Here is a 25488-nt window from a genome sequence, read left to right on the forward strand (position 1 = left end):
TCCCCACCGGCGCTCGCGGCCGTCGCGGAAGCCGCCGACCACGGCGTCGGCCACCCGGCCGGCGGCACCTTCACCGGGGCGGGCATCAAGGACCCCCGAGCGCCTTCGCCGAGTCGCCGCGCTCGCTCGGCGGGTGGCAGAAGCCGGGGGAACGGCCCGAGGGGGCGGTGCTCGTCAGAGCGCCGCCCCCTCGGGTCTTCCTGCGGAAGGTGCTACGGGAGGACCTTCTCGATCTGCACGCTGCCGGTGCCGGCGGCGGTGCCGCGGGCGTTGAGCAGCTCGACCTGGCCGAAGAACTGACGGCCCTCGGGGGCCGCGCTGGTGACCAGGACGTTCGCCGAGACCTGCGCGGTGGCGCCGGTGGCGAGGTTCACCGCGGCGGCCTCGTCGACCTGGACGGAGCCCAGGGCGGCCGAGAAGAACACGTCGCGGTAGTCGTACGTGGTGGAGCCGGACGGGACCGCGTAGCCGATCACCTTGACGGTGTAGGTGCCCGCGGCCGGGTTCACCAGGCTCACGGCCTCCTCGGAGTCGCCGTCGGCCGCGGAGCCGACCTTGACGCCGTCCTTGTAGACCTCGAGGTCGAGGTCGGCGGCGGTGTCGGACACCTTGCCGATCGCGACGTCGAGGCGCGAGGTGCCCGCGGGCACGGCGATCTCGGTGGTGTGGGTCTCACCGTTGGCGATGGTCGGCTTGGCGACCTTCGCGGAGCCGAGCGGGCCGCCCTTGAGCTTGCCGCCGGTGATGGCCGCGCCGCCGTTCTTGACGCTCCACTGGACCGGGGCCGGGGTGCCCTGCTTCACCTCGGGCAGGACCTTGACCGCGGGGTCGAAGGCCGCGCCGAGCACGGAGACGTCCAGCTTGAACGGGTTGTCCAGGACCGCAGACGTACGACGGGCCTCGACCTCGATCTCCCAGACGCCCGGCGTCGGCTCGGGGTACGAGCGCACGTCGGGGCGGCAGGTGTTGGCCGGGTTGTCGTAGTTCGGGTAGCAGTTGGTCGTGGCCGTCGGGTCGACCGGCACGCCGTACGGGTGGATCGCGATGAAGCGCGTCTGGGCGCCCGCCGCGAGACCGCTGAGCGCGACCTCCAGGCTCTTGGCGCCCGGCGGCACGGTCACGAAGTACGACTTGTGCGAGTTGCGCTGCACGGTGGAGGACTGCGACAGGGAGAACGCCGGCGCGGCCAGGGGGGCGGAAGCCACGACGGTCGTCAGGATCTGCTTGTCGATGCCCTCGGTCGTCTCGTCGTCCAGCTGCAGGATGCCGCTGTGGACGCCGGCCGTCTTGGCGTTGGCCTCGACCTTGATGGTGACGGGCTTGTTCAGCGGCAGGGTGACGTAGTCGTAGCCGCCGACGACCTTGAAGGTGCCGTCGTTGTTGCGCCAGCTCAGGTCGTGCCGCGTGCCGTACTTGACGCCCGTGGTGCGGGTGACGACGACGTTGTAGACCTTCTTCTGGCCGACCTTGAGGCCGCCCTCGCGGTCGTACAGGCCGGTGCCGAAGCCCGGGGTCTTCAGGAACTGGTCGATCGCGGTGTCGACCGGCGCCTTGACGGTGAACTCGTTGGCCTTCGCGTCGCGCTGGATGGACTCCCACGCGCCGTTCACGTCGATCAGACCCGAACCCTGCGCGTGCGCCGGGACGTTTTCGATCTTCTTCGCGGAGCTGGTGAGCGCGACCCGCAGGGAGGCCGGGGTCAGCTTGATGTTCTGCTGCTTCGCGGCCGAGATCAGCAGGGCGCTCGCGCCCGCCGCCTGCGGGGAGGCCATCGAGGTGCCCTGGAGCATGCCGTAACCGGCCGGCAGGGTGTAGCCGGCCTCCTTCACCGGCGCGCCGGGCAGCCAGGTCTGGATGGTGTTGATGGCCGCGCCGGGGGCGCTGATGGTCGGCGTGAAGCCGCCGTCCTCACGCGGACCGCGCGAGGAGAAGGGGAACATGTTGTACTTCGTGCTCACGCCGGAGCCGTAGTTGGCGGCCCACGTCTCCTTCGAGACCGAGGCGCCCACGGAGATGACCTTGTCCGCGAGGGCCGGGTCGCCGATGGTGTTCACACCCGGGCCGGAGTTGCCGGCCGAGATGACCAGCTGGACCCCGTAGGTGTCGACGAGGTTGCGGTAGAGCTCGGCGCGCGCGTTGTTGCCGTCGTTCAGCGCCGGCAGGCCGCCGATCGACATGTTGACGATGTCCACGCCGCGGTTGACGACGAGGTCGATCATGCCCTCGGTCAGCGCGATGTTGGTGCAGCCGCCGGACCAGGAGCAGGCGCGCGAGGAGACGAGCTTGGCGCCGGGCGCCTCACCGTTCATCTGGCCGCCGAAGAGGCTGTTGGCGGCGGTGATGCCGGCTACGTGCGTGCCGTGCTCGGACTCGATGATGCCGATGTTGACGAAGTCGGCCTTCTTGCCGACCCAGTCCCCGCCGAGCGGGTCCATCGGGACGTCCTTGCGGATCTCGATCACGAACGGGATCCGCTCGGCGACCTCGGTCGCCGGGTTGTCCGTGCCGAAGTAGCCGATCTGGTAGCCGTCCTTGTACGGCTTCATCGGCTCGTTGTCGGTGAAGTCGCCGTCCTGGTCGGTGTCCACGCGGACGGTGCCGGCGGCCGCGTCGTACAGCATGCCGAACCGGTCGGTGGTGTCCCCGTCGCGGTTCACGTCGCCCGCCATGTCGCCGGTGGCGGTGATCGACTCGCTGAACCGGCTCCACTGGAAGCTGCCCTCGGGCGCCTTCCAGCTCTGGCCGCCCGCGGTGAAGGAGCCGCCCGCGGAGGAGACCGGGGTGATCTGGGCGCGCCAGGTCCCGTCGTTGTCCGTGATCGGGTCGGTGGCCGTGACCCAGTCGACGATCTTGCGCTCGCCGGTGGTGGTCTTCTGCAGGGCGGGGTGGCCGAGGTCGACACCCGAGTCCATGATGCCGATGGTCACGCCGCGGCCGTCGGCCTGCGGGTTCTTCGCGACGAAGTCGACCGCACCGGTCTCGAAGGACGGGTTGTACGGGTTCTTCGCCGGGGTGTTCTTGTCCGGCGCCGCGTACGTCTCGGCCGCGGTCTTCTTGACCGTGCCGGTCTCCCGGCCGGAGTCCGGCCGCGGGTCCGGCAGCTGGATCTCGTGGCGCAGGTCGATGCCGTGCACCGAGGACAGCTTGGCGGCCGCCTTCAGCGCGGCCTCCGCCTGACCGGTCGGCAGGGTGGCGCGCACGTAACCGAGGTTGTCGTACGTCCGGCCGACCGAGGCGCCCTGGACGGAGTCCAGCTGGTCGGCGACCTGCTTGGTCTGGCCGGGGGCGGTCGCGACCATGACGGTGACGTTCGCGTCACCCTTGGCCTTGGCCTCTTGGAGGAGCTCGACGTCGGCCGAACCGAGCTTCTGGTCGGCGGACTTGACCGCCGGCGAGGTGCCCGGGGTGTCGGCTCCGGTCGCCGCGAAGGCCGGCACGGCGCCGCCCGTCACGAGGGCGGCGACCAGGCCGGCCGCGGCCGCGACGCGCACGGCGCGTCTGGCCCCGGGTATGGAGCTGGGGGATTCGAGGGTCATCAGCATCCCTGGTAAGTGAAAGATACGGTCCGGATTTCGGTGCCGGATGACCGGTCAGCTTTGCGCAACCGACCGCTCTTTGGGGAGGGATGTCATCGACCGAGACCTACCGTGGCGGACATTCGCCAGTGCGGTGTTTCCGCCAGTGCGGCCGTATCAGGGCACAGTGGTGCGAACCCCAGGGGGAGCAGAGTTGATTTATCGACTTAGTGGCCCCAAGTCGGTACCGGGGCGGGGTCGCGCCCCGGTGCGGGTGTGACAGATTTCGAGCGATCAGCGCTCGCGCGTGCGCGCGTAGTGGCGTGAGGCTTTCGCCCGGTTTCCACAGGCGGACATCGAGCACCAGCGCCGCGTCCCGTTGCGCGAGGTGTCGTGGAAGTGCAGGACGCAGGTCTCCGAGGCGCACTTGCGGATCCGGTCGGGCGCGGAGCCCAGCAGGTCGAGGTAGTCGCGTGCGGCCGTCCAGGCCGGCCCCCAGGCGGGATCGGCGAACTCGGCTCGCTCGCCCGGACCTTCGGCGGTCAGCGTGGCGCGGATGCGGCCGTGTTCCAGTACGGCGTCGACCAGCGCCCGGGCGCTCTCGTCGGCCGGGTCCGCCACCGCGCGGGCCAGCGCCTCGCGCGCGGTCATCAGGTGGACCAGGGTCGAGGCGTCGGCCCGGAACCGGCCCGCCAGCCCGGTCGACTCCAGCCAGACCGCGAGTCCTTCGACCCGACTCAGCCCGAACGCGCCGGCGAAGAGGTCGACGGCCTCGCCCTCCTGCACCCAGCGGGTGTTGAGCAGGTCGAGGGAGATCGGCTCTCCGGTCAGGGGCCGCGGGTCCGCCGTCGTCATGTCCGTCTCCTCGCTCGCTAACCCCTCAAGAGTACGTGAGCGGTTGACGCCTCTCGCTCTAACCGTTAAATTGAATTTAGAAGGTTAGAACTTGTTGGACGATCTCCGTGGAGGGACCCGTCATGACCACTGCCATCAGCAAGCTCCGCACCGGGCACGTCGGCCTGAACGTCACCGATCTCGAGCGCTCGCTCGCCTTCTACGGCGACGCCCTCGACTTCCAGGTGCTGGGCGAGGGCAAGGAGGAGGGTCGCCGCTTCGCCCTGCTCGGCCGGGACGGCGAGCTCGTCCTCACGCTCTGGCAGCAGGCCGACGGAGCATTCGCGCCCGCCGCCGCCGGCCTGCACCACTTGGCGTTCTCGGCCGGCGCCATCGAGGAGGTGCGCGCTTACGAGGAGCGGCTGCGCGGTCTGGGCGTCGAGTTCGCCTACGAGGGCGTCGTCGCGCACGGCGAGGGCGCGGTCTCCGGCGGCATCTTCTTCCACGATCCCGACGGCACGCGCCTGGAGATCTCCGTGCCGACCGGCGCCGAGGATGCCCCCGCCCCCACCACAGGGGCCCCGACCTGCGGTTTCTTCTAATGAGCGGCGTCTACCACTGGGGGTCGCTGGCGGTGCAGGAGCGGGTCGGCGTGCGCGGGCCGGCCGAGCACGTCGGCCGCTCGATCGGTACGGGCATCCGTGACGTCGCCGCGGCCTTCCTGGAGCTCCAGCCGCACCTGGTCGTCGGGGCCGCCGACGGCTCCGGCCGGATGTGGGCCTCCCTGCTCACCGGGCCGCCCGGCTTCGTACGGGCCACAGGCCCGCACCGGATCGCCGTCGCGGGCGGCCCTCCCGCGGGCGACCCGCTCGCCGGGGCGCTGGGGACGGCCGGGACCCGGGTCGGGACCATCGCGCTCGACCCGCGGACCCGGCGCCGGATGCGGCTGAACGGAACCCTCGCGGCGACCCCGCGGGGCTTCACCGTCGAGGCCGAGCAGGTCTTCGCCAACTGCCCGAAGTACCTGCAGAAGCGGCAGCCGCTGGAAGTGGTCGCGGAGGGGGCCGGTGTGGTGCGCCGCGGGGACGCGCTCACCGCCGGCCAGGTGCGCACCGTACGCGGCGCCGACACCTTCTTCGTCGCCACCACGGCGGAGGCGGACGGGGTCGACGCCAGCCACCGCGGCGGCCTGCCGGGCTTCGTGGAGGTGCTCTCCCCGGTCGAGCTGGCCTGGCCCGACTACGCGGGGAACGCGATGTTCCTGACCCTCGGGAACCTGACGGCCGACCCGCGGGCGGGGCTGCTCTTCCCGGACTGGGAGAAGGGGTCCGTCCTCCAGCTCAGCGGCCGGGCCCGGACGGAGTTCGCGTCCGACGGCGGCCGCCGCACCCTCTTCCGCGTGGAGTCGGTGGTGGAGGCCGTGCATCCGGGGCGGCTGCTGTGGAGTGCCCCGGAGTACTCCCCTCACCTCGGGAGCACCACCAGGTAGGCGCCGGGCTCGCGGTCGACGGAAGCCGTCAGGGCGGTCCGGATGACCGCGGCCTGCTGCTCGGGCCAGTCGCGGAGCTTGCGCGGGGTGATGTGGACGACGGTCACCCCGAGCCGCTCCAGGGTCTCGCGCTTGCGCACGCACTCGGACCACTCCTCGTCCTCCCCCTGGCGCGGGGCGCGCGTGTCGATCTCCACGGCCACGCCGTGCTCGGGCCAGTACGCGTCGACCCCGCCGAGGTGCGGGCCACCGGGGATCCGCAGATCCACGTTCCAGACGGGGTCGGGGAGTTCGTGGCCGCGTACGACCTGGTAGAGCCGGTCCTCGGCGATGACCCGGCCCTCCGCGAGGAGGGAATCGACGGCATCCACCACGTGCGGCCGGTTCAGCAGCCGGGCCACCGTCAGCTCCCGTACGACGGCGGCCGGTTCGCAATGCCCGCTGCGGACGGCCTCGCTCAGCAGCCGGCGCACGGTGCCGGCGTCGGAGAGCTGTGCGACGGCGTCGGCGACGGCCCGCGCGACGGGTGCCACAGGCAGCCCGGTCACCTCCTGGGGCCGGGGCGCGGTGTGCGCGCGCACGATCCGCACGTCGCCGGTGGACCGCAGCCGCCGAATGCCGGGCACGAGGACGTCGATGTGCGAGAGGGCGAGCAGCGGGGGTGCGGAGGCGAAGCGGTACAGGGCCAGCGCCGCCAGCCCTGTGATCATGGCCTCGCCCGCACCGCGCCGTCCCGCGTACAGCAGCGCGGCGTGCAGCCGCTCCTCGCTGGTCGCCGGTCCGGCGTGGAGCAGGAACACGCCGGGCAGGATCTGTCGCCAGGGCCGCTGGGCGGCCTCGGAGGCGCTCACGCCGTGCTCGCGCAGCTGCGCCAGGGTCAGCACGCGGGGACGGTTGCCGGTGAGGTGGGCGAGGGGGAGGGGTGCGTTGTGGTTCATGACGCGGTGATTCCCTCAGGCCATGGCCTTGCTAACCCCTGTTACACGCTCGTCGACAAATCCGGACAAGACGGGGCTAAAGTACGGGCGTTCGACTGCCGATGGGGTGCGCCCGTACGGCTGACCGGGTCGAGCCGCCGCTGCCGGGTCAGACCCCGGCAGCGGCGGCGCAGGTCAGTTGCCCGCCGCCGCGTCGCAGGCCTGGGCGCGCAGGGCCCTGGCCAGGTCGTCGCGGGCCTCCAGAACCAGGCGGCGCAGCGCGGGGGCGGCGTCCTCATGCCCGGCCAGCCAGGCGTCGGTGGCGTCCAGCGTGGCCGCGTCACCCTGGAGCGAGGGGTAGAGGCCCCGCACGATGTCCATCGCGATCTGGATCGACCGGTCGGACCACACCCGCTCGATCACCTCGAAGTAGCGCCCCGCGTGCGCCGCCAGCAGGCCCCGCTGCGAGGACTGCTGCATGCCCGCGATCGTCGCCTCCACCAGCGCGTTCGACAGTGCGTCCGACTCGACGACCGCTGCCCACGCCTGGTCCTTCACCGCCTGCGAGGGGCGCGCCGCCAGGCACCGCACCTGGTGCCGCTTGCCCGACGCCGTGTCGTCCCGGACCAGTTCGGCGGCGAGGACGGCCTCGTCCACCGCCCCGTGCGCGGCCAGCGGCAGCAGGAAGTCCCAGCGCAGCTCCTGGTCCACGTCCAGCCCGTCGATCCGCGCGGAACCCTCCAGCAGCCCCAGCAGCAGCTGGAAGTCGCCCTCGGTGGCCGCGCTCGCCGCGAAGAACCGCGCCCAGGTGAGCTGGTGCTCCGACCCCGGCTCCGCCGTCCGCAGTTCGTGCAGCGCGCCCGCCGCCAGGTCCCGGCCGCTCTGCTCGCGCCGGTCCGGCGCCGCGTAGTGGGTGACCGAGGCCTGCGCCTGCGCGTGCAGCTGCTGCAGGACGCCGACGTCCGTCTCCCGGCCCGCGTGCGCCAGCACCAGCGAGATGAAGTCGCGCGCCGGCATCAGGCCGTCCCGCGTCAGGTTCCACAGCGCCGACCAGCTCAGCGCCCGCGCCAGGGGATCCGTCAGGTCGCCCAGGTGCGCGCGCAGCGTGGCCAGCGAACCCTCGTCGAAGCGGATCTTGCAGTAGGTGAGGTCCTCGTCGTTGACCAGGACCAGGTCGGGCCGGTCCTGCCCGGCCAGCTCCGCGATCACCGAGCGGGACCCGGAGACGTCCGCCTCGGCCCGGGCGTAGCGGACCAGCGCGCCGTCCGGCTCCAGCCTGTACAGACCGACGCCGACCCGGTGCGGGCGCAGTTCGTCGCCCTCCTGGAGGACCGCGAGCTCGGTGATCCGGCCGGCGGCGTCGTAGGTCACCAGCGGGGTCAGCGCGTTCACGCCCGCCGTCTGCAGCCAGGCCCGCGACCATTCGGCCATGTCCCGCCCGGACACCTCGCCGAGCACCGACAGCAGGTCGTCGAGGGTGGTGTTCCCATAGGCGTTCGCCTTGAAGTAGCGGCGGGCGCCCTCCAGGAACGCCTTCCGGCCGACGTAGGCGACCAGCTGCTTGAGCACCGCCGCGCCCTTGGCGTAGGTGATGCCGTCGAAGTTCAGCTTCGCGTCCTCCAGGTCACGGATGTCGGCCGTGATCGGGTGCGTGGACGGCAGCTGGTCGGCACGGTAGGCCCACGCCTTGCGGCTGTTGGCGAAGGTGACCCACGCCTGGTCGAACCGGGTGGCCTCGACGAGCCCGAAGGAGCCCATGAAGTCCGCGAAGGACTCCTTCAGCCACAGGTCGTCCCACCACTTCATCGTGACGAGGTCGCCGAACCACATGTGCGCCATCTCGTGCAGGATCACGTTCGCGCGCCGCTCGTACGAGGCCTGCGTGACCTTGCCGCGGAAGATGTACTCCTCCCGGAAGGTCACCATCCCCGGGTTCTCCATGGCGCCCAGGTTGTACTCCGGCACGAAGGCCTGGTCGTACTTCCCGAAGGGGTAGGGGTAGTCGAAGATCTCGTGGAAGAGGTCGAAACCCTGCTTGGTGACGAGGAAGACGTCGTCCGCGTCGAAGTGCTTCGCGAGCCCCTTGCGGCACATCGCGCCGAGCGGGATGGTGAGGTCCCCGCGGGTGTAGGTGTCCGTCACGTAGTGGTACGGTCCGGCGACCACGCAGGTGATGTACGTGGAGATCGGCGCGGTCTCCGCGAAGCGGCGGGTCTGCCCCTCGCGGGACTCCTCGGCGCCGTTGCTCCACACCTGCCAGCCCTCGGGCGCGGTCACCTCGAAGCGGTAGGGCGCCTTCAGGTCCGGCTGCTCGAAGTTCGCGTACACCCGCCGGGCGTCGGCCGGTTCGTACTGCGTGTAGAGGTAGACCTCGCCGTCCTCCGGGTCCACGAAGCGGTGCAGGCCCTCGCCCGTCCGGCTGTACGCGCAGTTCGCGTCCACGACCAGGACGTTCTCGGAGGCCAGGTCGTCCAGGGTGATCCGGGCCCCGTCGAAGACGGTCGCCACGTCGAGCTCCCGCCCGTTCAGCGTGACGGAGTTCACCGAAGGGGCGATCAGGTCCGCGAAGGTGGCACCGCCGGGGGCCGCGGCCCGGAAGCGGATCGTCGTCACCGAGCGGAAGGTCCGCGGACCGTCGGCCGGCTCGGCCTCGTCCACCGCCGACCTGATGTCGAGGACGACCTCGTACCCGTCGACGGACAGCAGCTCGGCCCGCTCGCGGGCCTCCTCGCGGGACAGATTCTCTCCGGGCACCTGCACTCCTTCGTGCGTGATCGCGTTCTTGGTCGAATCCTCGCACGACGGGGAATGCGTGCGAGGGCGTCCTGGTTGGCCACCAAGGACATGCGCCGTTGATGCCTTTGCCGCCCGAGACCGACACCGAGGAGAGACATGACCGAGACCCAGGTGCGCGAGAAGACCCCGGTCGACTTCTGGTTCGACCCGCTCTGCCCTTGGGCCTGGATGACGTCCCGTTGGATGCTGGAGGTCGAGAAGGTCCGCGACGTCGAGGTGCGCTGGCACGTGATGAGCCTCGCCGTCCTGAACGAGAACAAGCTCGACGAGCTGCCCGAGGTCTACCGCGAGCTGCTCGGCCCCAAGGGCTGGGCTCCCGTACGCGTGGTCATAGCCGCCCAGCAGAAGCACGGCGACGAGATCACCGGCAAGCTCTACACCGCGCTCGGCACCCGCATCCACAACGAGGACAAGGGCCCGACCCGCGAGGTGATCGCCGAGGCGCTGGCCGAGGTCGGCCTGCCGGCAGAGCTGCTCGCGTACGCCGACTCCGACGAGTACGACGAGGTGCTCAGGGCGTCGCACAACAACGGCATCGACCGCGTGGGCCAGGAGGTCGGCACCCCGGTGATCTCCGTTCCGGGCGCCGACGGCGAGGGCGACGTCGCCTTCTTCGGCCCGGTCGTCACCCCGACCCCGCGCGGCGAGGCCGCGGCCCGGCTGTGGGACGGCACCCTGCTCGTCGCCTCCACCCCCGGCTTCTACGAGATCAAGCGGACCCGCACGAAGGGCCCGTCCTTCGAGTAGCCCGTTCGGCCGGAACACACAGAAGACCCCCGTGAGTCACGTCCTCACGGGGGTCTTCTGCTGGACACGCCCGCGGGTGAAGGTTGAGAAGACGATCACGAGGCGGACGGGCTCGGGGTGCGATCAGCCCTTGGCAGGGATCAGCAGCGGGGTGTTCGCCTTGGCGTCGGCGTAGCGCTTGGAGACGTCCTGCCAGTTGACGACGTTCCACATCGCCTCGATGAAGTCCACCTTCTGGTTCTTGTACTGCAGGTAGAAGGCGTGCTCCCAGGCGTCGAAGACCAGGATCGGGGTGCTGGCGACGCCCACGTTGCCCTGGTGGTCGTAGACCTGTTCGACGATCAGGCGGCCGCTGACCGGCTCGTACGCGAGCACGCCCCAGCCGGAGCCCTGGGTGGCGGAGGACGCGAAGGTCAGCTGCTTCTTGAACTTCGCGAAGGAGCCGAAGGACTCGGTGATCGCGTCGGCCAGGTCGCCCAGGCCGTCGGCCGCCGTGGGCTCACCGCCGCCCTCGCCGGTCTTCGGGCTGGCCATGTTGTGCCAGTAGATGCTGTGCAGGATGTGGCCGGAGAGGTGGAACGCGAGGTTCTTCTCGAGGCCGTTGAGCGCGCCCCAGTTCTCCTTGTCGCGCGCCTCCGCCAGCTGCTCCAGCGTGTTGTTGGCGCCTGTGACGTAGGCCGCGTGGTGCTTGTCGTGGTGCAGCTCGATGATCTGCGGGTTGATCACCGGCTCCAGCGCCGCGTAGTCGTACGGAAGCTCAGGAAGCGTGTAGATGGCCATGCGTGTTGTCCGGTCCCCTCGGCGTGCCAATCGCTAATTGCAATTAATGCGCAACTGCACGCTAGCAGTATCTATTCCAGCTCACACGTAAGGGTCGCCTCTGTGGAACGCAGGTGGGCCCCGTGCGCACGCACGGGGCCCACCTGCGGTCGAGGGGTTGTCAGCGGGCGGCGGCCGCCCGGCGCTGCAGTACGTATCCGGTCGCGGCGAGGGCGACGCCGAGCCCGCCCGTGAAGATCACCTGGACCCGGGTGTCCTCGCCCAGCGCCATCAGCACCAGGACGCCGGCCACCCCGGCGAGCGCCACCCAGGTCAGGTACGGGAAGCACCACATCCGTACGACGAGCTTCTCGGGGGCCTCGCGCTCCAGCCGGCGGCGCAGCACCAACTGCGAGACCTTCGGATTCGGCCGGGCCCGTCAGCCGGCCTGCCGCTCCCGCCGCTCCCGCAGCTCGCGGACGCCCGCCACGGCGAGGACCAACAGGGCCGCGCCCGTGGACCACAGCAGCTGCGGGCGGGCGGAGTCGTCGAACAGCATCAGCACCAGGACCGCCGCCATCCCGGCCAGCGCGGCCCAGGTGGCGTACGGGAACAGCCACATCGGCAGGACCAGCCGCTCGGGCATGTCCCGCTCGATCCGGCGGCGCAGCTTCAGCTGCGAGACCGCGATCAGCGCCCATACGAACAGCAGTACGGCGCCGACCGCGTTGAGCATGTAGAGGAAGATCGTTTCCGGCCACAGCAGGTTGAGCACCACCGAGACGAAGCCGAAAGCCACCGAGGCGAACACCGCCCGGCGCGGCACGCCGCCGCCCGAGACCGTCAGCAGCGACTTCGGCGCCTCGTCGCGCTCGGCCAGCGAGAAGATCATGCGCGAGGACCCGTACAGGTTCGCGTTGAGCGCCGACAGCAGGGCCACGAACACCACGATGTTCATGATCTGGCCGGCCCCCGGAATGCCGATGGAGTCCAGGACGGCGACGTACGGGCTCTGCCCCGGCTCGAGCGAGTCCCACGGCAGCAGGGTCACGATGACCACCATCGAGCCGACGTAGAAGAAGAGGATGCGCCACACGGCGCTGCGGACCGCCCGGGACACCGACCGGGCCGGGTCGTCGGACTCGGCTGCCGCGATCGTGACGACCTCCAGGCCGCCGAAGGCGAAGATGACGGCGAGCATGCCGGCGACCACGCCTGCGAAGCCCTCGGGGAAGAAGCCGCCGTGGCCGGTGAGGTTGGCCATGCCGACCGGATCCGTGTCCGGGAGTACGCCGAAGATCGCGAGGGTGCCGAGGATCAGGAAGAGCACGATCGCGCCGACCTTGAGGGCGGCGAACCAGAACTCGAACTCGCCGAAGTTCTTCACCGCCGCCAGGTTGCTGACGGTGAAGACCACCATGAAGAGCAGCACCCAGACCCACTGGTCGACCGAGGGCGCCCAGCCGTTCGCGATCTTCGCGGCGCCGGTGGCCTCCACGGCGAGCACCACGACCAGCAGGAACCAGTACAGCCAGCCGGCCGAGAAGCCGGCCCAGCGGCCGAGAGCGCGCTCCGCGTAGACGGAGAACGATCCGGAGGCGGGCATCGCGGCCGACATCTCGCCCAGTGCGCGCATCACCAGCATCGCGAGGACTCCGGCGAGGAGGTACGAGCAGATGATCGCAGGACCGGCGATGCCGATGCCCGCACCGGAGCCGACGAAGAGGCCGGCGCCGATCACGCCGCCGAGCCCCAGCATGGTCAGGTGGCGCTGCTTGAGGCTGTGGCTCAGAGGTTCGGAGGGCAGGTCGCCCGTCGTGGGAGGTGCGTCTGGCAGGCGCTCACGCATGAGGGGTGCTCGTACTCTCGTTCGGCCCAGCGATGGTGGGGACTCCGCCTTTGGCTTGGCGGGATCCAACAGTCTCGCTGAGCGGCGGCTGTCCGTGCAAAACGGACGTGTTGTTGGATGTTGCTCGTGACGAGGATCACGCCAGCCCGTTGAGGAGGGTGGGCTTTGTTCATTCCCCACCATCGCGGGGAGCGGGGCTTTGTTCCGGGCAGCGGTGGGGCGGCCCCGGACCGCGCACTAACGTCGGTGATCGTCCCCACCCCCACCACCTCGCGGAGCCCCCTCATGAGCACTGCTTCCGTCTCCCTCCGGCCCGGCACCGTCCTCGCCGACCTGCTGCCCGCGAGCCGCGTGCGCGACATCGCGCTCGTCGTCGGCGGCGCCGCCCTGACCGGGATCGCCGCACAGATCGCGGTGCCCGTGCCCGGCTCCCCGGTCCCCGTCACGGGCCAGACCTTCGCCGCGCTGCTCGTCGGCACCGCCTTCGGCGCCCGACGCGGTTTCCTCGCGCTGGCGCTGTACGCCCTCGTCGGCATGGCCGGCGTGCCGTGGTTCGCAGGCGGCACCTCCGGCGCGGGCGGCGCCTCCTTCGGCTACGTGCTCGGCATGCTGCTCGCCGCCACCGTCGTCGGTGCCCTCGCGCGGCGCGGCGCCGACCGCTCGGTCCTGCGTACGGCGGGCACGATGGTGCTCGGCTCCGCGGTCATCTACGCGGTGGGCGTGCCGTACCTGATGGCCGCCACCGGGATGTCCCTGAGCGCCGCCGTCGCGGCCGGGCTCACCCCGTTCCTGCTCGGCGACGCCCTCAAGGCGGCTCTCGCGATGGGCGCACTGCCGGCCGCCTGGAAGCTGGTGGGTCGCCGCGGCTGACGCCGGCGCCACCCACCCCCGTACCGGCCGGAGCCCGGCCCGCCTGACGAGGCGGGCCGGGCTCCGGCGTGTGTACGGGACGAGATCGGGCTCGGTCAGCCCTGGACGGCGGCCCGCTTGCGGCGGAAGTCCAGGACCACGCCGACGGCCACGACCAGGCCGGCGACGAGGGTGGAGAGGGTGACCACCTCGCGGTTCGCGTCGTCGACGAACATGTAGCCGATCACGAACATGATCAGTGCGGCGGTGGCCCAGGTCAGCCACGGGAAGAGCCACATCTTCACGGTGAGCTTCTCCGGGGCCTCGCGGACCAGGATCCCGCGCATCCTCAGCTGGGTGAAGCAGATCACCAGCCACACGAAGAGCGCGATGGCGCCGGAGGAGTTCAGGAGGAAGTTGAAGACCGTGTCCTTGAACGCGTAGTTGAAGTAGACGGCGACGAAGCCGAAGACCGTGGAGCCGAGGATCGCGGCGACCGGCACGCCCTTGGCGTTGACCTTGGCGAACGCCTTGGGGGCGTCGCCGCGCTCACCAAGCGAGAAGGCCATGCGGGAGGCGGTGTAGAGGCCCGAGTTCAGGCAGGACAGCACGGCGGTCAGGACGATGACCTCCATGATCGTGCCGGCGTTCGCGATGCCGATCGAGTCGAGGGCGGCGACGTACGAGCCCTTCTCGGTGATCGACTTGTCGTTCCAGGGCAGCAGCGTCAGCACGACGAAGATCGAGCCGAGGTAGAAGACGCCGATGCGCCAGATGACGGAGTTGGTGGCCTGCGTGACCGCCTTGCGGGGGTTCTCCGACTCGCCGGCGGCGAGGGTGACGATCTCGCTGCCCATGAAGGAGAAGACGACCATGAGCACACCGGTGAGGACGGCGCCGTAGCCGTTGGGGAAGAAGCCTCCGGCGTCGGTCAGGTGCGCGAAGCCCGCGCCGGGGTTGTCGGAGCCGGGCAGGAAGCCGAAGACGGCCAGCATGCCGATGACGACGAAGGCGCCGATGGCGACGACCTTGATGCCCGCGAACCAGAACTCGAACTCACCGTAGGAGGCGACCGAGCCGAGGTTGGTGACGGTCAGCACCGCCATCACGATCAGGGCCCAGGCCCACTGCGGGACGGCCGGGATCCAGTTCTCGAGGATCGCGGCACCGGCGGTGGCCTCGACGGCGAGGACGACGACCCAGAAGAACCAGTAGAGCCAGCCGATGGAGAAACCGGCCCAGCGGCCGAGCGCGCGGTCGGCGTAGGCCGAGAAGGAGCCCGAGTTCGGGCTGGCGGCGGCCATCTCGCCGAGCATCCGCATCACGAAGACCACCATGGCGCCGACGAGGGCGTAGGAGATCAGGATGGCGGGGCCGGCCTTGGCGATGCCGCCACCGGAGCCGACGAAGAGACCGGCGCCGATGACGCCGCCGATGGCGATCATGGACAGGTGGCGGTTCTTGAGACCGGCCTTCAGACCGTCGGAGGGCAGACCCTCACCGGGGTTACCGGTGGGGTCGCCTGCCTTCTGAAGGGTCGTCGTGGAACTCATGGACGGATCCTTAGGTTCTCGGGTTGCGAGCCCCGGCATTCAAACCTGAGATGAACGCAGGACGGAAGACCTCAATCCGGATCGTTGCGTTGGGGCGAACGTCCAGGACCGGCGTCCTGCCGTGTCCCATCTGCGTTCTTTGGGTTTACTTGAGCTTTAGAAGTGACTTACGCGACACCCGCCGCGGGCTGTCGGGGCTCCTCGTGCCACACTCGTCACATGCGCGTGTACCTCGGATCCGACCATGCCGGCTTTGAGCTCAAGAACCACCTGGTGGACTGGCTCAAGAACAACGGCCACGAGCCCGTCGACTGTGGCCCCCACATCTACGACGCGGTGGACGACTACCCGCCGTTCTGCCTCCGCGCCGCGGAGAGGACCGCCGCGGACCCCGACAGCCTCGGCATCGTGATCGGCGGCTCCGGCAACGGCGAGCAGATCGCCGCGAACAAGGTCAAGGGCGTCCGCGCCATCCTGGCCTGGAGCGTTCAGACCGCCCAGCTCGGCCGCGAGCACAACAACGCCAACGTCATCTCCGTCGGCGGCCGGATGCACACGCAGGACGAGGCCGTCAGCTTCATCGAGGCCTTCCTGGCGACCCCGTACTCCGACGAGGAGCGCCACACCCGCCGCATCGACATGCTCTCCGCCTACGAGCAGACCGGCGAGCTCCCCCCGATCCCGGCCCACCACCCGCAGGGCTGATCCCGCTTCCGGCCGTGCCACCCGCCGGGCGGGTGGCACGGCCATCGTCTTGTTCCCCTTCCTCGTCTTCTTCTCTCGTCTCCGAGGAGCGCGCAGTGCCCGAGGGGCATACGATCCACCGCCTCGCCGAGGACCACCTGGAGCGGTTCGCCGGGTGGCCGGTCGCCGTCAGCAGCCCCCAGGGGCGGTTCGCCGAGAGCGCGGCCCTCCTCGACGGGCGGGTTCTGGACGGCGTCGACGCCCACGGCAAGCACCTCTTCCTCGGATTCGAGGAGAACGGGTGGATCCACATCCACCTCGGACTCTTCGGCAAGTACGCGATCGGCCCCGCACCCGCCCCGCCGGCCACCGACACCGTCCGGCTGCGCCTGGCCAACGACGCGTACTACTCGGACCTGCGCGGCCCGACCACCTGCGCGTGGATCACCGACGAGGAGAAGGCCGCGATAAGCGCCCGCCTCGGCCCGGACCCGCTGCGCGACCGCGACGACCCCGACCGGGCCTGGGCCCGCATCTCCCGCTCCCGCACCACCGTCGCCGCGCTGCTCATGGACCAGAAGATCGTCGCGGGCGTCGGCAACGTCTACCGCGCCGAGGTCCTCTTCCGGCACGGCATCGACCCGTACCGCCTGGGCAAGGACCTCACCCGCGCCGAGTGGGACGCCCTGTGGGAGGACCTGGCCGTCCTGATGCGCCAGGGCGTGCGCGACAACCGCATCGACACCGTCCGCGACGAGCACCTCCCCGAGGCGATGGGCCGGCCGCCGCGGGTGGACGACCACGGCGGCGAGGTGTACGTCTACCGGAGGGCGAACCTGCCCTGCCACATCTGCGGAGGCGAGATCCGCACCGCCGGTCTCGCCGCCCGCAACCTCTTCTGGTGCCCCACCTGCCAGCAGAACTAGCGCTCCCCTGGCGTACGGCTGTTCGTGCGGCCGTACCGGGCATCCCGCCCATCGCCCGGCAATGCCCTGCAATACGCACATCTCCAGAGCCATGCGGCCATCCCCGCCAGTGCAATCCATGACGGCACGGGTGTTTTCGGGCACCCCCGGACCGCGGGTGCGGGGGTACCCCTGCGCATTCACAGCCAGGATGGATAAGGTCCCGAAGCAATGGCCGGAGCACGCGTGGAGACCTTTCTGGCCCGGATGCGCATGCGGTCGCACCGGGGCCGCACCGTCCTGCGCAAATCCGCCGTCGACTACTTCCGCGGAGACGCCTCCGACTGGCTCGCCTTCGGCGGGCTGCTGCTCACCGTCCCCGCCATAGCCTGCGGCACGCTGATGCTGCCCGTCTGGTTCTCGCCGGCGGCGCTCGTCCTGCCGATCGTGGCCGGCGGCCTCCTGCTGCGCCCCGCCAGCCTCCTCGCCCTGTACGCCGCCTCCGCGGCCGCACTGATCGTCGAGGCCCTCGTACTCGGCCCCTACACCCAGGGCCCGGCGCGGGTGACCCCCGGCACCGTGCTGGTCGTCGCCGCCTGCGGATTCTTCGGACTGGTCATCGCGCAGTTCCGCAGCCGCGTCGGCGTGCCCTGGCGGCGCGGCGGCACCATGCTCTTCGACCTGCGCGAACGCATCCGCGTCCAGAGCAAGCTGCCCGCCCTGCCACGCGGCTGGCACCGCGAGATGGCCCTGCGCCCCGCCGGCGGCCAGTCCTTCTCCGGCGACTTCGTGGTCGCGGCCCGCACCAACGGCGGCCGGACCCTGGAGATCGTCCTGACCGACGTCTCCGGCAAGGGCATGGAGGCCGGCTCCCGGGCCCTGCTGCTGTCCGGAGCCTTCGGCGGGCTGCTCGGCGCACTGCCGCCGCACGGCTTCCTGCCCGCCGCCAACGGCTACCTGCTCCGCCAGGACTGGGACGAGGGCTTCGCCACCTCCATCCACCTCGTCCTGGACCTGGAGACCGGCGACTACGAACTCCTCTCGGCCGGCCACCTGCCCGCCCTCCAGCTCTGCGCCGGCACCGGCCGCTGGCAGGAGAAGACCGGCGAGGGCCCGCTGCTCGGCGTCTACGACGGCGCCGAGTTCACCCCCGCCCGGGGAAACCTCCGCCGCGGCGACGTCCTGATGCTCTTCACCGACGGCCTCGTCGAAACCGCCGACCGCGAGATCAGCGAGGGCATCGACCGCCTCACCGGCGAAGCCGACCGCTACGTCTCCGCCGGCTGGCAGGGCGCCGCCTGGCACCTGATCGAGAAGGTCGCCAAGGACGTCAACGACGACCGCGCCCTGCTCCTCATCCGCCGGTCCCCGTGATCCGGGGGTCTGCCCGACCCTTCGGACCCCCGGCCCGCTCCATGGCCGCCGCCCCGCCGTGATCCGTAGCGTCGCAGCCCCGCTCAGGACGGCGGCGCGGCACACCAAGGGGATGCGACGGCGCAGGCAGCCGGACGAGAACGCTCCGGCGAAAACCGGCCCGGAAGCCGGGCCGGATGGAGCGGACCGCCTCCCGCGCAGCTCCGCCGGGACCGTGGCCCCCGCGTGACCGCTCACCACCGCTCGCCCAACTCCCGCCCCCGCGGCCGCCCGGACTCCGACGCAGTGGATGTGCCCCACGCCCCGCCGACACCCGCCGGATCCGGCCCCGGATCCGCCCGCCGGTGTCCGAGCCCGGTCCGGCCCGCGCCCGGATCACCCGCTGTCGGTGGCGCCTCGGTGCCCGGCACGCCCGTGGTGATCCCCCCGCGCCGTGTCCGACCGAGGCCCGCCACCGGATCGTCGCGGCCGTCCCGCGGCGCGGTTAGCCCTCCAGCACGTACGGCGTACCGCAGTGCGCCGGCCGGAAGCCCGCCACCCGCAACCCCCATAGCCGCGCCCCTGCTGCTCCAGCAGCCGTACCCCGCCCCGGCGCAGGTCGGGGCCGCACGGGCCGCAGACCGGGCGGGCTCCCCTCCGGCCCCGGAGCCGCCCTCGGCGCCGGCGCACGGGGCGCCCCGAGGCCCCGCTCCCGCCCTCCGGGACGCCCCTGGTCGGAGGGCCGGGGGCCGCACGGGCCGCAGACCGGGCGGGCTCCCCTCCGGCCCCGGAGCCGCCCGCGGCGCCGGCGCGCCGGCGCGCCCCGAGGCTCCGCTCCCGCCCTCGGGCCCCCGAAGGGCCGGGCGCCCCGAGGCCCGCCGGCGCCGCCGCGAGCACCACGCCCGGGCCCCCGGCCACGCCCCGCACCCCCCGCTTCGCGATCACCCGCCGCCCGCGGCGCGCCCGTCGAAACGGCGTCGACCGGTGCCGGCGATACAGGTGGTCCGGGCCACTCGCCCGGGATTGGCCCGCCCGCGCAGGCGGGCGCCGGCCCTACCGTGCCCCCATGGACCGCACGCTCGCCGCCGACCTCGCCCGGCTCCCCGACCTGCTCGACGCCACCCGCCGCGCCGCCGCCGAAGCGCTCGCCACCCTGGACGAGCGTGCCGTCGTACCGCCCGCGCCGAAGCCGCGGGACCCCGAACCGCTCCCCGAGGAGGGCCGCGGCACGGAGAGCGCCCTCGCCGCGTTCCGCGAGCACTGGGAGCCGCGGCTGTCGGCCTCCGCCGGCCCCCGCTACCTCGGCTTCGTCACCGGCGGCGCCACCCCCGCGGCGCTCGCCGGGGACTGGCTCACGGCCGCCCACGACCAGAACTCCAACTCCTCGATGGACGGCGCCGGCCAGGACCTCGAACGCGAGACGGTCGGCTGGCTGCGCGAGCTCTTCGGCCTCTCCGACGCCCACACCGGCACCTTCGTCAGCGGCGCCACCATGTCCAACACCACCGGCCTCGCCATTGCCCGCGAATGGCTCGGCGAGCGCGTCGGCGTGTCCCCGGCCGAGGACGGCGCCGCGGCCCTCGGCCCGGTCCGCGTCCTCTCCGGCGCCCCGCACTCCTCCATCGCCAAGGCCCTCTCCTTCCTCGGCCTCGGCCGCAGCTCCCTCGTACGCGTCCCGACCCTGCCCGGCCGCGAGGCCGTCGACCCCGCCGCCCTCGACCGGGCGCTGGCCGACACCCCCGGCCCGGCGGTGGTCGTCGCCAACGCGGGCACCGTCAACACCGTCGACTTCGACGACCTCCCCGCCATCGCCGCCCTCCGCCCACGCCGCGACTTCTGGCTGCACACCGACGCCGCCTTCGGCGCCTTCGCCGCGCTCTCCCCTGACCACGCGCACCTCGCCGCAGGCCTCGACGCCTCCGACTCCGTCTGCGTCGACCTGCACAAATGGCTCAACGTCCCCTACGACAGCGCCGTCCAGTTCACCCGCCGACGCGACCTGCAGGCCCGCGTCTTCCAGAACTCCGCCGCCTACCTCGGCCCCCTCGGCGAACACCCCGACCTCGTCCACCTCACCCCGGAGAACTCCCACCGGCTGCGCGCCCTCGCCGCCTGGTTCACGCTGCGCGCCTACGGCCGCCGGGGCCACCGGGAGGTCGTCGAACGCAACATCGCCGGCGCCAGGGCCCTCGGCGCGGCCCTGCAGGAGGACCCCGCCTTCGCCCTCCTCGCCCCGGTCCGCCTCAACGTCGTCTGCTTCACCCTCGCCGAGGACCCCGATCCGGCCCGGCTGACCGCCCTGCGCGAGGCGGTGTCCGCCGAGGTGTTCGTCACCCCGACCGTCCACGGGGGAACCGCCGGGCTGCGTGCCGCGTTCTCCAACTGGCGTACGACGCAGGCAGATGTCCGCAGGGCCGCCCGGGCCCTGCGCACGGCAGCGAGGGAGATCGCATGACCAGCAGTCCCCTGACCCTCCTGGAGGTCGAGGCCCTGGCGCGCGGCGCGCACGAGGGCCGGACCGACAAGGCCGGCAGGCCGTACGCCGAGCACCTCGCGGCCGTCGCCGAAGGCGTGCGCGTGCGCGGCGGCAGCCCCGAGCAGCAGGCGGCGGCCTGGCTGCACGACGCGATCGAGGACGAGGCGCTCAGCCTCACCTGGCTGGATTCCGCCGCTCTTCCCCAGTCCGTCAAGGACATGGTTCTCGCCGTCACCAAGCGCCCCGGTGAGCCGGTCGAGAGTTACGCGGCCCGCATCCTGGCCACTCCGGGCGCCCTCCTCGTCAAGGAGGCAGACCTCGCGCACAACGCCGACCCCGCACGCCTCTCCGTACTCGACGCCCCCACCCGCGAGCGGCTGTCCGCCAAGTACGCATATGTCCGTTCCCTCCTGGGGCTCACTGCCCCCTGAGGCCGACAGGGCGCGGCCGTTGACGAAAACGGAACAGTGGCCTTTCGTCACGGGGCGTATGACTGTGGCCCGTTGGTGGGAGGATGGTCCATGTGGGGGCATTCTCGGCCGTGCGCCCCCGGCCGACCAGGGGACGACCGAAGGTGTGATCAGAAGTGGCCATTTCGCTGTCAGTGGTGGTTCTGCTGGGGGTCATCCTGGTGGTGCTGATCCGTGGCAACCACATCAAGACGGGCCCCGCCATCGTCGCGGCCCTCTTCGGCTTCTTCCTGGCGTCCAGCTCGATCGCGGACGACGTGAACCGTTTCCTCAACTCACTGGCGACGATGATCGCGAACATCAAGCTCTGACAGCAAGCGGTCGCAGGGGCCCGGCCCCTCCCGTGGGCGGGCCAGGCCGATCCTCCGGTAGCCCCAGGCCCGGCGGGCGGCCGCAGCCGCCACGCCGTCCGCGTGGACGATCAGCACACCGGCCGGAACGCCGCCTCGGCCCGCGCCGGGCCGGCCCCTCCATGCACTCCACCGCGACAGGCGCCCCCGTCACGGCCGGTCGGCGACGCGCCGGGCAGTCACCAGGCACCCGGTGAAACGGAGCCCCGGGCGATTCCGCCCCCACCCGTCCGCCTCCTCGACCGCAACCGGCACGGCCGAGCCCGGGACGGGCGGGACACCCGTTCCGCACTCCCCGCCCAGACTCCGGGAACGCGTCAGGGCCAGGCGGAGGAAACATCCTCCGACCTGGCCCTGAGCCGTTCAGAGCGGGCGACGGGAATCGAACCCGCGTAGCTAGTTTGGAAGACTAGGGCTCTACCATTGAGCTACGCCCGCATTGCGTGCGCCGCAGGTCCGGGGACCGTGGCACGGACAGCATCCTAGCGGGTCGTTCCGGCGGATCGCACACCACATTCCGTGCCCGGTCCGCGACCTGTCCGAAAGGGCTCGGGAAACACCGCGCATCAGAGGGTCTCCGGGCATGTACCCTACGTGTCGCACCGACGGGGTGTGGCGCAGCTTGGTAGCGCGTCCGCTTTGGGAGCGGAAGGTCGTCGGTTCGAATCCGGCCACCCCGACCACCGCAAGATCGCGTTGTGGGCTGATTGCCGCTTGCGGCTACTATGCAAGCTGCGTGCCCGTGTGTCTGATGTACCGGGCCGAAGTCCGCTGAACCGCTGAATCGCAGCGAGACGGCAGATCCCCCAGCAGTCAGCCACAAGGAGACCGAACCGTGAAGAGCGCCGTTGAGACCCTGAACCCGACGCGGGTTCGGCTCACTGTTGAGGTGCCCTTCGAGGAGCTCAAGGACAGCCTCGACGCGGCGTACAAGAAGATCAACCAGCAGGTCACGGTGAAGGGCTTCCGCAAGGGCAAGATCCCGGCCCGCGTCATCGACCAGCGCTTCGGCCGCGGTGCGGTGCTGGAGGAGGCCGTCAACGACGCCCTCCCGAAGTTCTACACCGAAGCCGTCAACGAGGCCGACCTGAACCCGCTGGGCCAGCCCGAGGTCGACATCACCGAGCTGAAGGACGGCGAGCTGCTGGCCTTCACCGCCGAGGTCGACGTGCGTCCCGAGATCGAGATCCCGGACTACTCCGGCATCGAGGTCGAGGTCGACGCCATCGAGGTCTCCGACGAGGACGTCGAGAAGTCCGTCGAGCAGCTGCGGGGCCGCTTCGCGTCCACCAAGGACGTCGAGCGCGCCGCCGCCGAGGGCGACGTCGTCACCATCGACCTCGAGGCCAAGGTCGACGGCGAGGTGCTGCCCGACGGCGTCGCCTCCGACGTCTCCTACACGATCGGCTCGGGCGAGCTGCTCGAGGGCATCGACGAGGCCGTCACGGGCCTGGAGGCCGGCGGCGAGGCCACCTTCACCTCGCAGCTGAAGGGCGGCTCCGCCGAGGGCAAGGACGCCGAGGTCACCGTCAAGGTCACCAAGGTCTCCGCCAAGGAGCTCCCGGAGCTGGACGACGAGTTCGCCCAGATGGCGAGCGAGTTCGACACCCTCGAGGACCTCAAGGCCGACAGCCGCAAGCGCCTCGAGAACATGAAGCAGTACGACCAGGCCACGCAGGCCCAGGAGCGCGTCCTGGAGAAGCTGCTGGAGCTCGTCGAGGTGCCGATCCCCGAGAAGCTGCTCGAGGACGAGGTCAACACCCGCAAGCACAACCTGGAGCACCACCAGCTCGGCCAGATGGGCCTGGACCTGGCGAAGTACCTGGAGTTCCAGGGCAAGACGGTCGAGGAGTTCGACGCCGAGACCAAGGACCAGGCGATCAAGGGCATCAAGACCCAGTTCGTCCTGGACGCCCTGGTCAACAAGGAGAAGCTGGGCGTCAACCAGGAGGAGCTCACCGAGCACCTCATGCGCCGTGCCCAGTCCTCCGGCATGTCCCCCGACCAGTTCGCCCAGGCCGTCGTCGAGGGCGGCCAGGTCCCGATGCTGGTCGGCGAGGTCGCCCGCGGCAAGGCCCTCGCGGTCGTCGTCGAGGCCGCCAAGGTCGTCGACACCAACGGTGACGTCGTGGACCTCTCCGACGACGAGGACGAGGTCGAGACGGCCGCCGAGACCGTCGAGGCCGCCGTTGACGGCGACGACGAGGTCAAGGCCGACGAGGCCGAGTAACACCCCGGGCGAAGCCCGCTGAGCAGTGCCGGAAGGGCCCGGACGCAGCCGCGTCCGGGCCCTTCTGCACGGCCGCAGCACGGCCCCCGCGGGGCTCCCGGAGCTTGCGCTCCGAGCGAACAGTTCGGGAAGCGGGATGGCGTTGTCCGACCTGCGCGTTAGGGTCCATGAATACGAGGGCACGTGAGTACCCGGGCGCCGGCGGACCCGTCCGCTCCGGCTGGACCGTGCCCCAGAACGAGACGCTGAGACGGCACATGGCCGTCGGAGACGAGCAGGTGGATACGTGACGAATCTGAAGCCTTACGCCGCGGGTGAGCCGTCCATCGGTGGCGGCCTCGGCGACCATGTCTACAACCGGCTGCTCGGCGAGCGCATCATCTTCCTCGGCCAGCAGGTCGACGACGAGATCGCGAACAAGATCACCGCCCAGCTCCTCCTCCTGGCCGCCGAGCCGGAGAAGGACATCTACCTCTACATCAACAGCCCCGGTGGCTCGGTCACGGCCGGCATGGCCGTCTACGACACCATGCAGTACATCCCCAACGACGTCGTGACCATCGGCATGGGCATGGCGGCCTCGATGGGCCAGTTCCTGCTCACCGGTGGCGCCAAGGGCAAGCGCTTCGCCCTGCCGAACACCGACATCCTGATGCACCAGGGCTCCGCCGGCATCGGCGGCACCGCGTCGGACATCAAGATCCAGGCCCAGTACCTGCTGCGCACCAAGCAGCGGATGGCCGAGATCACCGCGTTCCACTCGGGCCAGACCGTCGAGGCGATCATCCGCGACGGTGACCGCGACCGCTGGTTCACCTCCGAGGAGGCCAAGGACTACGGCCTCATCGACGAGATCATCTCGGCCGCGTCCAACGTTCCGGGCGGCGGCGGCACCGGGGCCTGATCCCGGTAGCCACCGTCAGTACCCAGCAGCCGACAGCCCGCAGAACGCCACCAGGATGGTGAACACCCAGATGCAGAACAACTTCTCCGCGAGCTCCGCGAGCGGCCTCTACACCGGCCCGCAGGTGGACAACCGCTACGTCATCCCGCGCTTCGTCGAGCGCACCTCGCAGGGTGTGCGCGAGTACGACCCCTACGCGAAGCTCTTCGAGGAGCGCGTGATCTTCCTCGGCGTGCAGATCGACGACGCCTCGGCCAACGACGTCATGGCGCAGCTGCTGTGCCTGGAGTCGATGGACCCGGACCGCGACATCTCGATCTACATCAACAGCCCTGGCGGCTCCTTCACCGCCCTGACGGCGATCTACGACACGATGCAGTTCGTGAAGCCGGACATCCAGACGGTCTGCATGGGCCAGGCGGCCTCCGCGGCCGCGGTCCTGCTCGCCGCCGGCACCCCCGGCAAGCGCATGGCCCTGCCGAACGCCCGCGTGCTGATCCACCAGCCGTCCGGCGGCACCGGCCGTGAGCAGCTCTCGGACCTCGAGATCGCGGCCAACGAGATCCTGCGCATGCGCGACCAGCTGGAGACCATGCTGGCCAAGCACTCGACGACGCCGATCGAGAAGATCCGCGACGACATCGAGCGCGACAAGATCCTCACGGCCGAGGACGCCCTCGCGTACGGCCTGATCGACCAGATCATCTCCACCCGCAAGAGCACCAAGCTCTGACCCTTGCCGCGAGTTGGCGCGGGCACACCGCCGGATTCGGCGATGTGAACCACGTCAAGGGGGCCCCGCTCGGGG

21 protein-coding genes and 2 tRNA genes are annotated in these 25488 nt (G+C 71.1%); 14 read left to right on the top strand and 9 right to left on the bottom strand.

Annotated elements, in window-relative coordinates; genetic code table 11:
- Positions 1–212: 212 nt before the first annotated feature.
- The gene (locus ACZ6JS_RS05075; protein WP_469295850.1) at positions 213–3536 is read right to left on the bottom strand and encodes a S8 family serine peptidase; all 3324 of its coding nucleotides are present in this window, start codon (positions 3534–3536) and stop codon (positions 213–215) included.
- Positions 3537–3809: 273 nt separating this feature from the next.
- Positions 3810–4370, bottom strand: coding sequence for a CGNR zinc finger domain-containing protein (locus tag ACZ6JS_RS05080; RefSeq protein ID WP_469295852.1), 561 nt, complete (start codon positions 4368–4370; stop codon positions 3810–3812).
- A gap of 122 nt (positions 4371–4492) precedes the next feature.
- Between ACZ6JS_RS05080 and ACZ6JS_RS05085 the strand changes: the two genes are divergently transcribed.
- Both ACZ6JS_RS05085 and ACZ6JS_RS05090 read left to right on the top strand, forming a co-directional pair.
- Positions 4493–4951: a VOC family protein gene (locus ACZ6JS_RS05085; RefSeq protein ID WP_469295853.1), complete on the top strand. Its 459-nt coding sequence runs from the start codon at positions 4493–4495 to the stop codon at positions 4949–4951.
- Positions 4951–5838: a pyridoxamine 5'-phosphate oxidase family protein gene (locus ACZ6JS_RS05090; RefSeq protein ID WP_469295855.1), complete on the top strand. Its 888-nt coding sequence runs from the start codon at positions 4951–4953 to the stop codon at positions 5836–5838. The genes ACZ6JS_RS05085 and ACZ6JS_RS05090 overlap by 1 nt, the downstream gene beginning before the upstream one ends.
- On the opposite strand, the gene ACZ6JS_RS05095 is transcribed toward ACZ6JS_RS05090, so the two are convergent.
- Both ACZ6JS_RS05095 and pepN read right to left on the bottom strand, forming a co-directional pair.
- Positions 5814–6776, bottom strand: coding sequence for a hypothetical protein (locus ACZ6JS_RS05095; RefSeq protein WP_469295856.1), 963 nt, complete (start codon positions 6774–6776; stop codon positions 5814–5816). The genes ACZ6JS_RS05090 and ACZ6JS_RS05095 overlap by 25 nt on opposite strands.
- Positions 6777–6950: 174 nt before the next feature.
- Positions 6951–9509: an aminopeptidase N gene (gene pepN, locus ACZ6JS_RS05100; RefSeq protein ID WP_469295858.1), complete on the bottom strand. Its 2559-nt coding sequence runs from the start codon at positions 9507–9509 to the stop codon at positions 6951–6953.
- Positions 9510–9647: 138 nt separating this feature from the next.
- Between pepN and ACZ6JS_RS05105 the strand changes: the two genes are divergently transcribed.
- Positions 9648–10298: a mycothiol-dependent nitroreductase Rv2466c family protein gene (locus ACZ6JS_RS05105; protein ID WP_030958437.1), complete on the top strand. Its 651-nt coding sequence runs from the start codon at positions 9648–9650 to the stop codon at positions 10296–10298.
- Positions 10299–10421: 123 nt separating this feature from the next.
- Here ACZ6JS_RS05105 and ACZ6JS_RS05110 read toward each other — a convergent pair whose 3' ends face one another.
- The 3 genes from ACZ6JS_RS05110 to ACZ6JS_RS05120 form a co-directional block, all read right to left on the bottom strand.
- A complete protein-coding gene (locus ACZ6JS_RS05110; RefSeq protein ID WP_469295860.1) occupies positions 10422–11078 on the bottom strand; it encodes a superoxide dismutase in 657 nt (218 codons plus the stop codon).
- Between the two features lie 160 nt (positions 11079–11238).
- Positions 11239–11466 carry a hypothetical protein gene (locus ACZ6JS_RS05115; RefSeq protein WP_469295862.1) on the bottom strand — a complete coding sequence of 76 codons (228 nt, stop codon included), beginning with the start codon at positions 11464–11466 and terminating at the stop codon, positions 11239–11241.
- A gap of 30 nt (positions 11467–11496) precedes the next feature.
- Entirely contained in the window at positions 11497–12906 is a 1410-nt protein-coding gene (locus tag ACZ6JS_RS05120) for an amino acid permease (protein WP_469295864.1), read from the bottom strand.
- Positions 12907–13191: 285 nt separating this feature from the next.
- Between ACZ6JS_RS05120 and ACZ6JS_RS05125 the strand changes: the two genes are divergently transcribed.
- On the top strand, positions 13192–13776 hold the full coding sequence (locus ACZ6JS_RS05125; RefSeq protein ID WP_469295865.1) for a biotin transporter BioY: 585 nt from the start codon (positions 13192–13194) through the stop codon (positions 13774–13776).
- A gap of 95 nt (positions 13777–13871) precedes the next feature.
- Here ACZ6JS_RS05125 and ACZ6JS_RS05130 read toward each other — a convergent pair whose 3' ends face one another.
- Positions 13872–15308, bottom strand: coding sequence for an amino acid permease (locus ACZ6JS_RS05130; RefSeq protein WP_469295867.1), 1437 nt, complete (start codon positions 15306–15308; stop codon positions 13872–13874).
- A 219-nt stretch (positions 15309–15527) separates the two neighbouring features.
- Between ACZ6JS_RS05130 and ACZ6JS_RS05135 the strand changes: the two genes are divergently transcribed.
- The 6 genes from ACZ6JS_RS05135 to ACZ6JS_RS05160 all read left to right on the top strand — a co-directional run bounded on the left by ACZ6JS_RS05135 (position 15528) and on the right by ACZ6JS_RS05160 (position 21507).
- Positions 15528–16013 (top strand): ribose-5-phosphate isomerase, encoded by a 486-nt coding sequence (locus ACZ6JS_RS05135; protein WP_469295869.1) that lies wholly within the window; start codon positions 15528–15530, stop codon positions 16011–16013.
- Between the two features lie 95 nt (positions 16014–16108).
- Positions 16109–16918, top strand: coding sequence for an Fpg/Nei family DNA glycosylase (locus ACZ6JS_RS05140; protein WP_469295870.1), 810 nt, complete (start codon positions 16109–16111; stop codon positions 16916–16918).
- Between the two features lie 210 nt (positions 16919–17128).
- Positions 17129–18271 carry a SpoIIE family protein phosphatase gene (locus tag ACZ6JS_RS05145; protein ID WP_469295872.1) on the top strand — a complete coding sequence of 381 codons (1143 nt, stop codon included), beginning with the start codon at positions 17129–17131 and terminating at the stop codon, positions 18269–18271.
- Between the two features lie 1045 nt (positions 18272–19316).
- On the top strand, positions 19317–20705 hold the full coding sequence (locus ACZ6JS_RS05150) for a pyridoxal phosphate-dependent decarboxylase family protein (protein ID WP_469295874.1): 1389 nt from the start codon (positions 19317–19319) through the stop codon (positions 20703–20705).
- Positions 20702–21157, top strand: coding sequence for an HD domain-containing protein (locus ACZ6JS_RS05155; protein ID WP_469295876.1), 456 nt, complete (start codon positions 20702–20704; stop codon positions 21155–21157). Before ACZ6JS_RS05150 ends, ACZ6JS_RS05155 begins: the two co-directional genes overlap by 4 nt.
- 155 nt (positions 21158–21312) lie before the next feature.
- Positions 21313–21507, top strand: coding sequence for a membrane protein (locus ACZ6JS_RS05160; protein ID WP_030026959.1), 195 nt, complete (start codon positions 21313–21315; stop codon positions 21505–21507).
- Between the two features lie 406 nt (positions 21508–21913).
- On the opposite strand, the gene ACZ6JS_RS05165 is transcribed toward ACZ6JS_RS05160, so the two are convergent.
- Positions 21914–21984: transfer RNA gene (locus ACZ6JS_RS05165), tRNA-Gly, on the bottom strand.
- 168 nt (positions 21985–22152) lie between these two features.
- Here ACZ6JS_RS05165 and ACZ6JS_RS05170 point away from each other — a divergent pair.
- The 4 genes from ACZ6JS_RS05170 to ACZ6JS_RS05185 all read left to right on the top strand — a co-directional run bounded on the left by ACZ6JS_RS05170 (position 22153) and on the right by ACZ6JS_RS05185 (position 25413).
- A tRNA-Pro gene (locus ACZ6JS_RS05170) sits at positions 22153–22229 on the top strand.
- Positions 22230–22381: 152 nt separating this feature from the next.
- A complete protein-coding gene (gene tig, locus ACZ6JS_RS05175) occupies positions 22382–23776 on the top strand; it encodes a trigger factor (RefSeq protein ID WP_469295878.1) in 1395 nt (464 codons plus the stop codon).
- Positions 23777–24062: 286 nt separating this feature from the next.
- Positions 24063–24680, top strand: coding sequence for an ATP-dependent Clp protease proteolytic subunit (locus ACZ6JS_RS05180; protein ID WP_469295880.1), 618 nt, complete (start codon positions 24063–24065; stop codon positions 24678–24680).
- A gap of 55 nt (positions 24681–24735) precedes the next feature.
- Positions 24736–25413 (top strand): ATP-dependent Clp protease proteolytic subunit, encoded by a 678-nt coding sequence (locus ACZ6JS_RS05185; RefSeq protein WP_469295882.1) that lies wholly within the window; start codon positions 24736–24738, stop codon positions 25411–25413.
- Positions 25414–25488: the final 75 nt, after the last annotated feature.

This window comes from Streptomyces sp. NPDC046349 (assembly GCF_055587885.1).

Excerpts from the sequence above, each read along its gene's own strand:
- ACZ6JS_RS05080 (WP_469295852.1), bottom strand. The coding sequence starts at position 4,370 with ATGACGACGGCGGACCCGCGGCCCCTGACCGGAGAGCCGATCTCCCTC.
- ACZ6JS_RS05085 (WP_469295853.1), top strand. The coding sequence starts at position 4,493 with ATGACCACTGCCATCAGCAAGCTCCGCACCGGGCACGTCGGCCTGAAC.
- ACZ6JS_RS05130 (WP_469295867.1), bottom strand. The coding sequence starts at position 15,308 with ATGAGTTCCACGACGACCCTTCAGAAGGCAGGCGACCCCACCGGTAAC.
- ACZ6JS_RS05090 (WP_469295855.1), top strand. The coding sequence starts at position 4,951 with ATGAGCGGCGTCTACCACTGGGGGTCGCTGGCGGTGCAGGAGCGGGTC.
- ACZ6JS_RS05095 (WP_469295856.1), bottom strand. The coding sequence starts at position 6,776 with ATGAACCACAACGCACCCCTCCCCCTCGCCCACCTCACCGGCAACCGT.
- ACZ6JS_RS05150 (WP_469295874.1), top strand. The coding sequence starts at position 19,317 with ATGGACCGCACGCTCGCCGCCGACCTCGCCCGGCTCCCCGACCTGCTC.
- ACZ6JS_RS05105 (WP_030958437.1), top strand. The coding sequence starts at position 9,648 with ATGACCGAGACCCAGGTGCGCGAGAAGACCCCGGTCGACTTCTGGTTC.
- ACZ6JS_RS05120 (WP_469295864.1), bottom strand. The coding sequence starts at position 12,906 with ATGCGTGAGCGCCTGCCAGACGCACCTCCCACGACGGGCGACCTGCCC.
- ACZ6JS_RS05110 (WP_469295860.1), bottom strand. The coding sequence starts at position 11,078 with ATGGCCATCTACACGCTTCCTGAGCTTCCGTACGACTACGCGGCGCTG.
- ACZ6JS_RS05125 (WP_469295865.1), top strand. The coding sequence starts at position 13,192 with ATGAGCACTGCTTCCGTCTCCCTCCGGCCCGGCACCGTCCTCGCCGAC.
- ACZ6JS_RS05135 (WP_469295869.1), top strand. The coding sequence starts at position 15,528 with ATGCGCGTGTACCTCGGATCCGACCATGCCGGCTTTGAGCTCAAGAAC.
- ACZ6JS_RS05155 (WP_469295876.1), top strand. The coding sequence starts at position 20,702 with ATGACCAGCAGTCCCCTGACCCTCCTGGAGGTCGAGGCCCTGGCGCGC.
- ACZ6JS_RS05075 (WP_469295850.1), bottom strand. The coding sequence starts at position 3,536 with ATGACCCTCGAATCCCCCAGCTCCATACCCGGGGCCAGACGCGCCGTG.
- ACZ6JS_RS05145 (WP_469295872.1), top strand. The coding sequence starts at position 17,129 with ATGGCCGGAGCACGCGTGGAGACCTTTCTGGCCCGGATGCGCATGCGG.
- ACZ6JS_RS05185 (WP_469295882.1), top strand. The coding sequence starts at position 24,736 with ATGGTGAACACCCAGATGCAGAACAACTTCTCCGCGAGCTCCGCGAGC.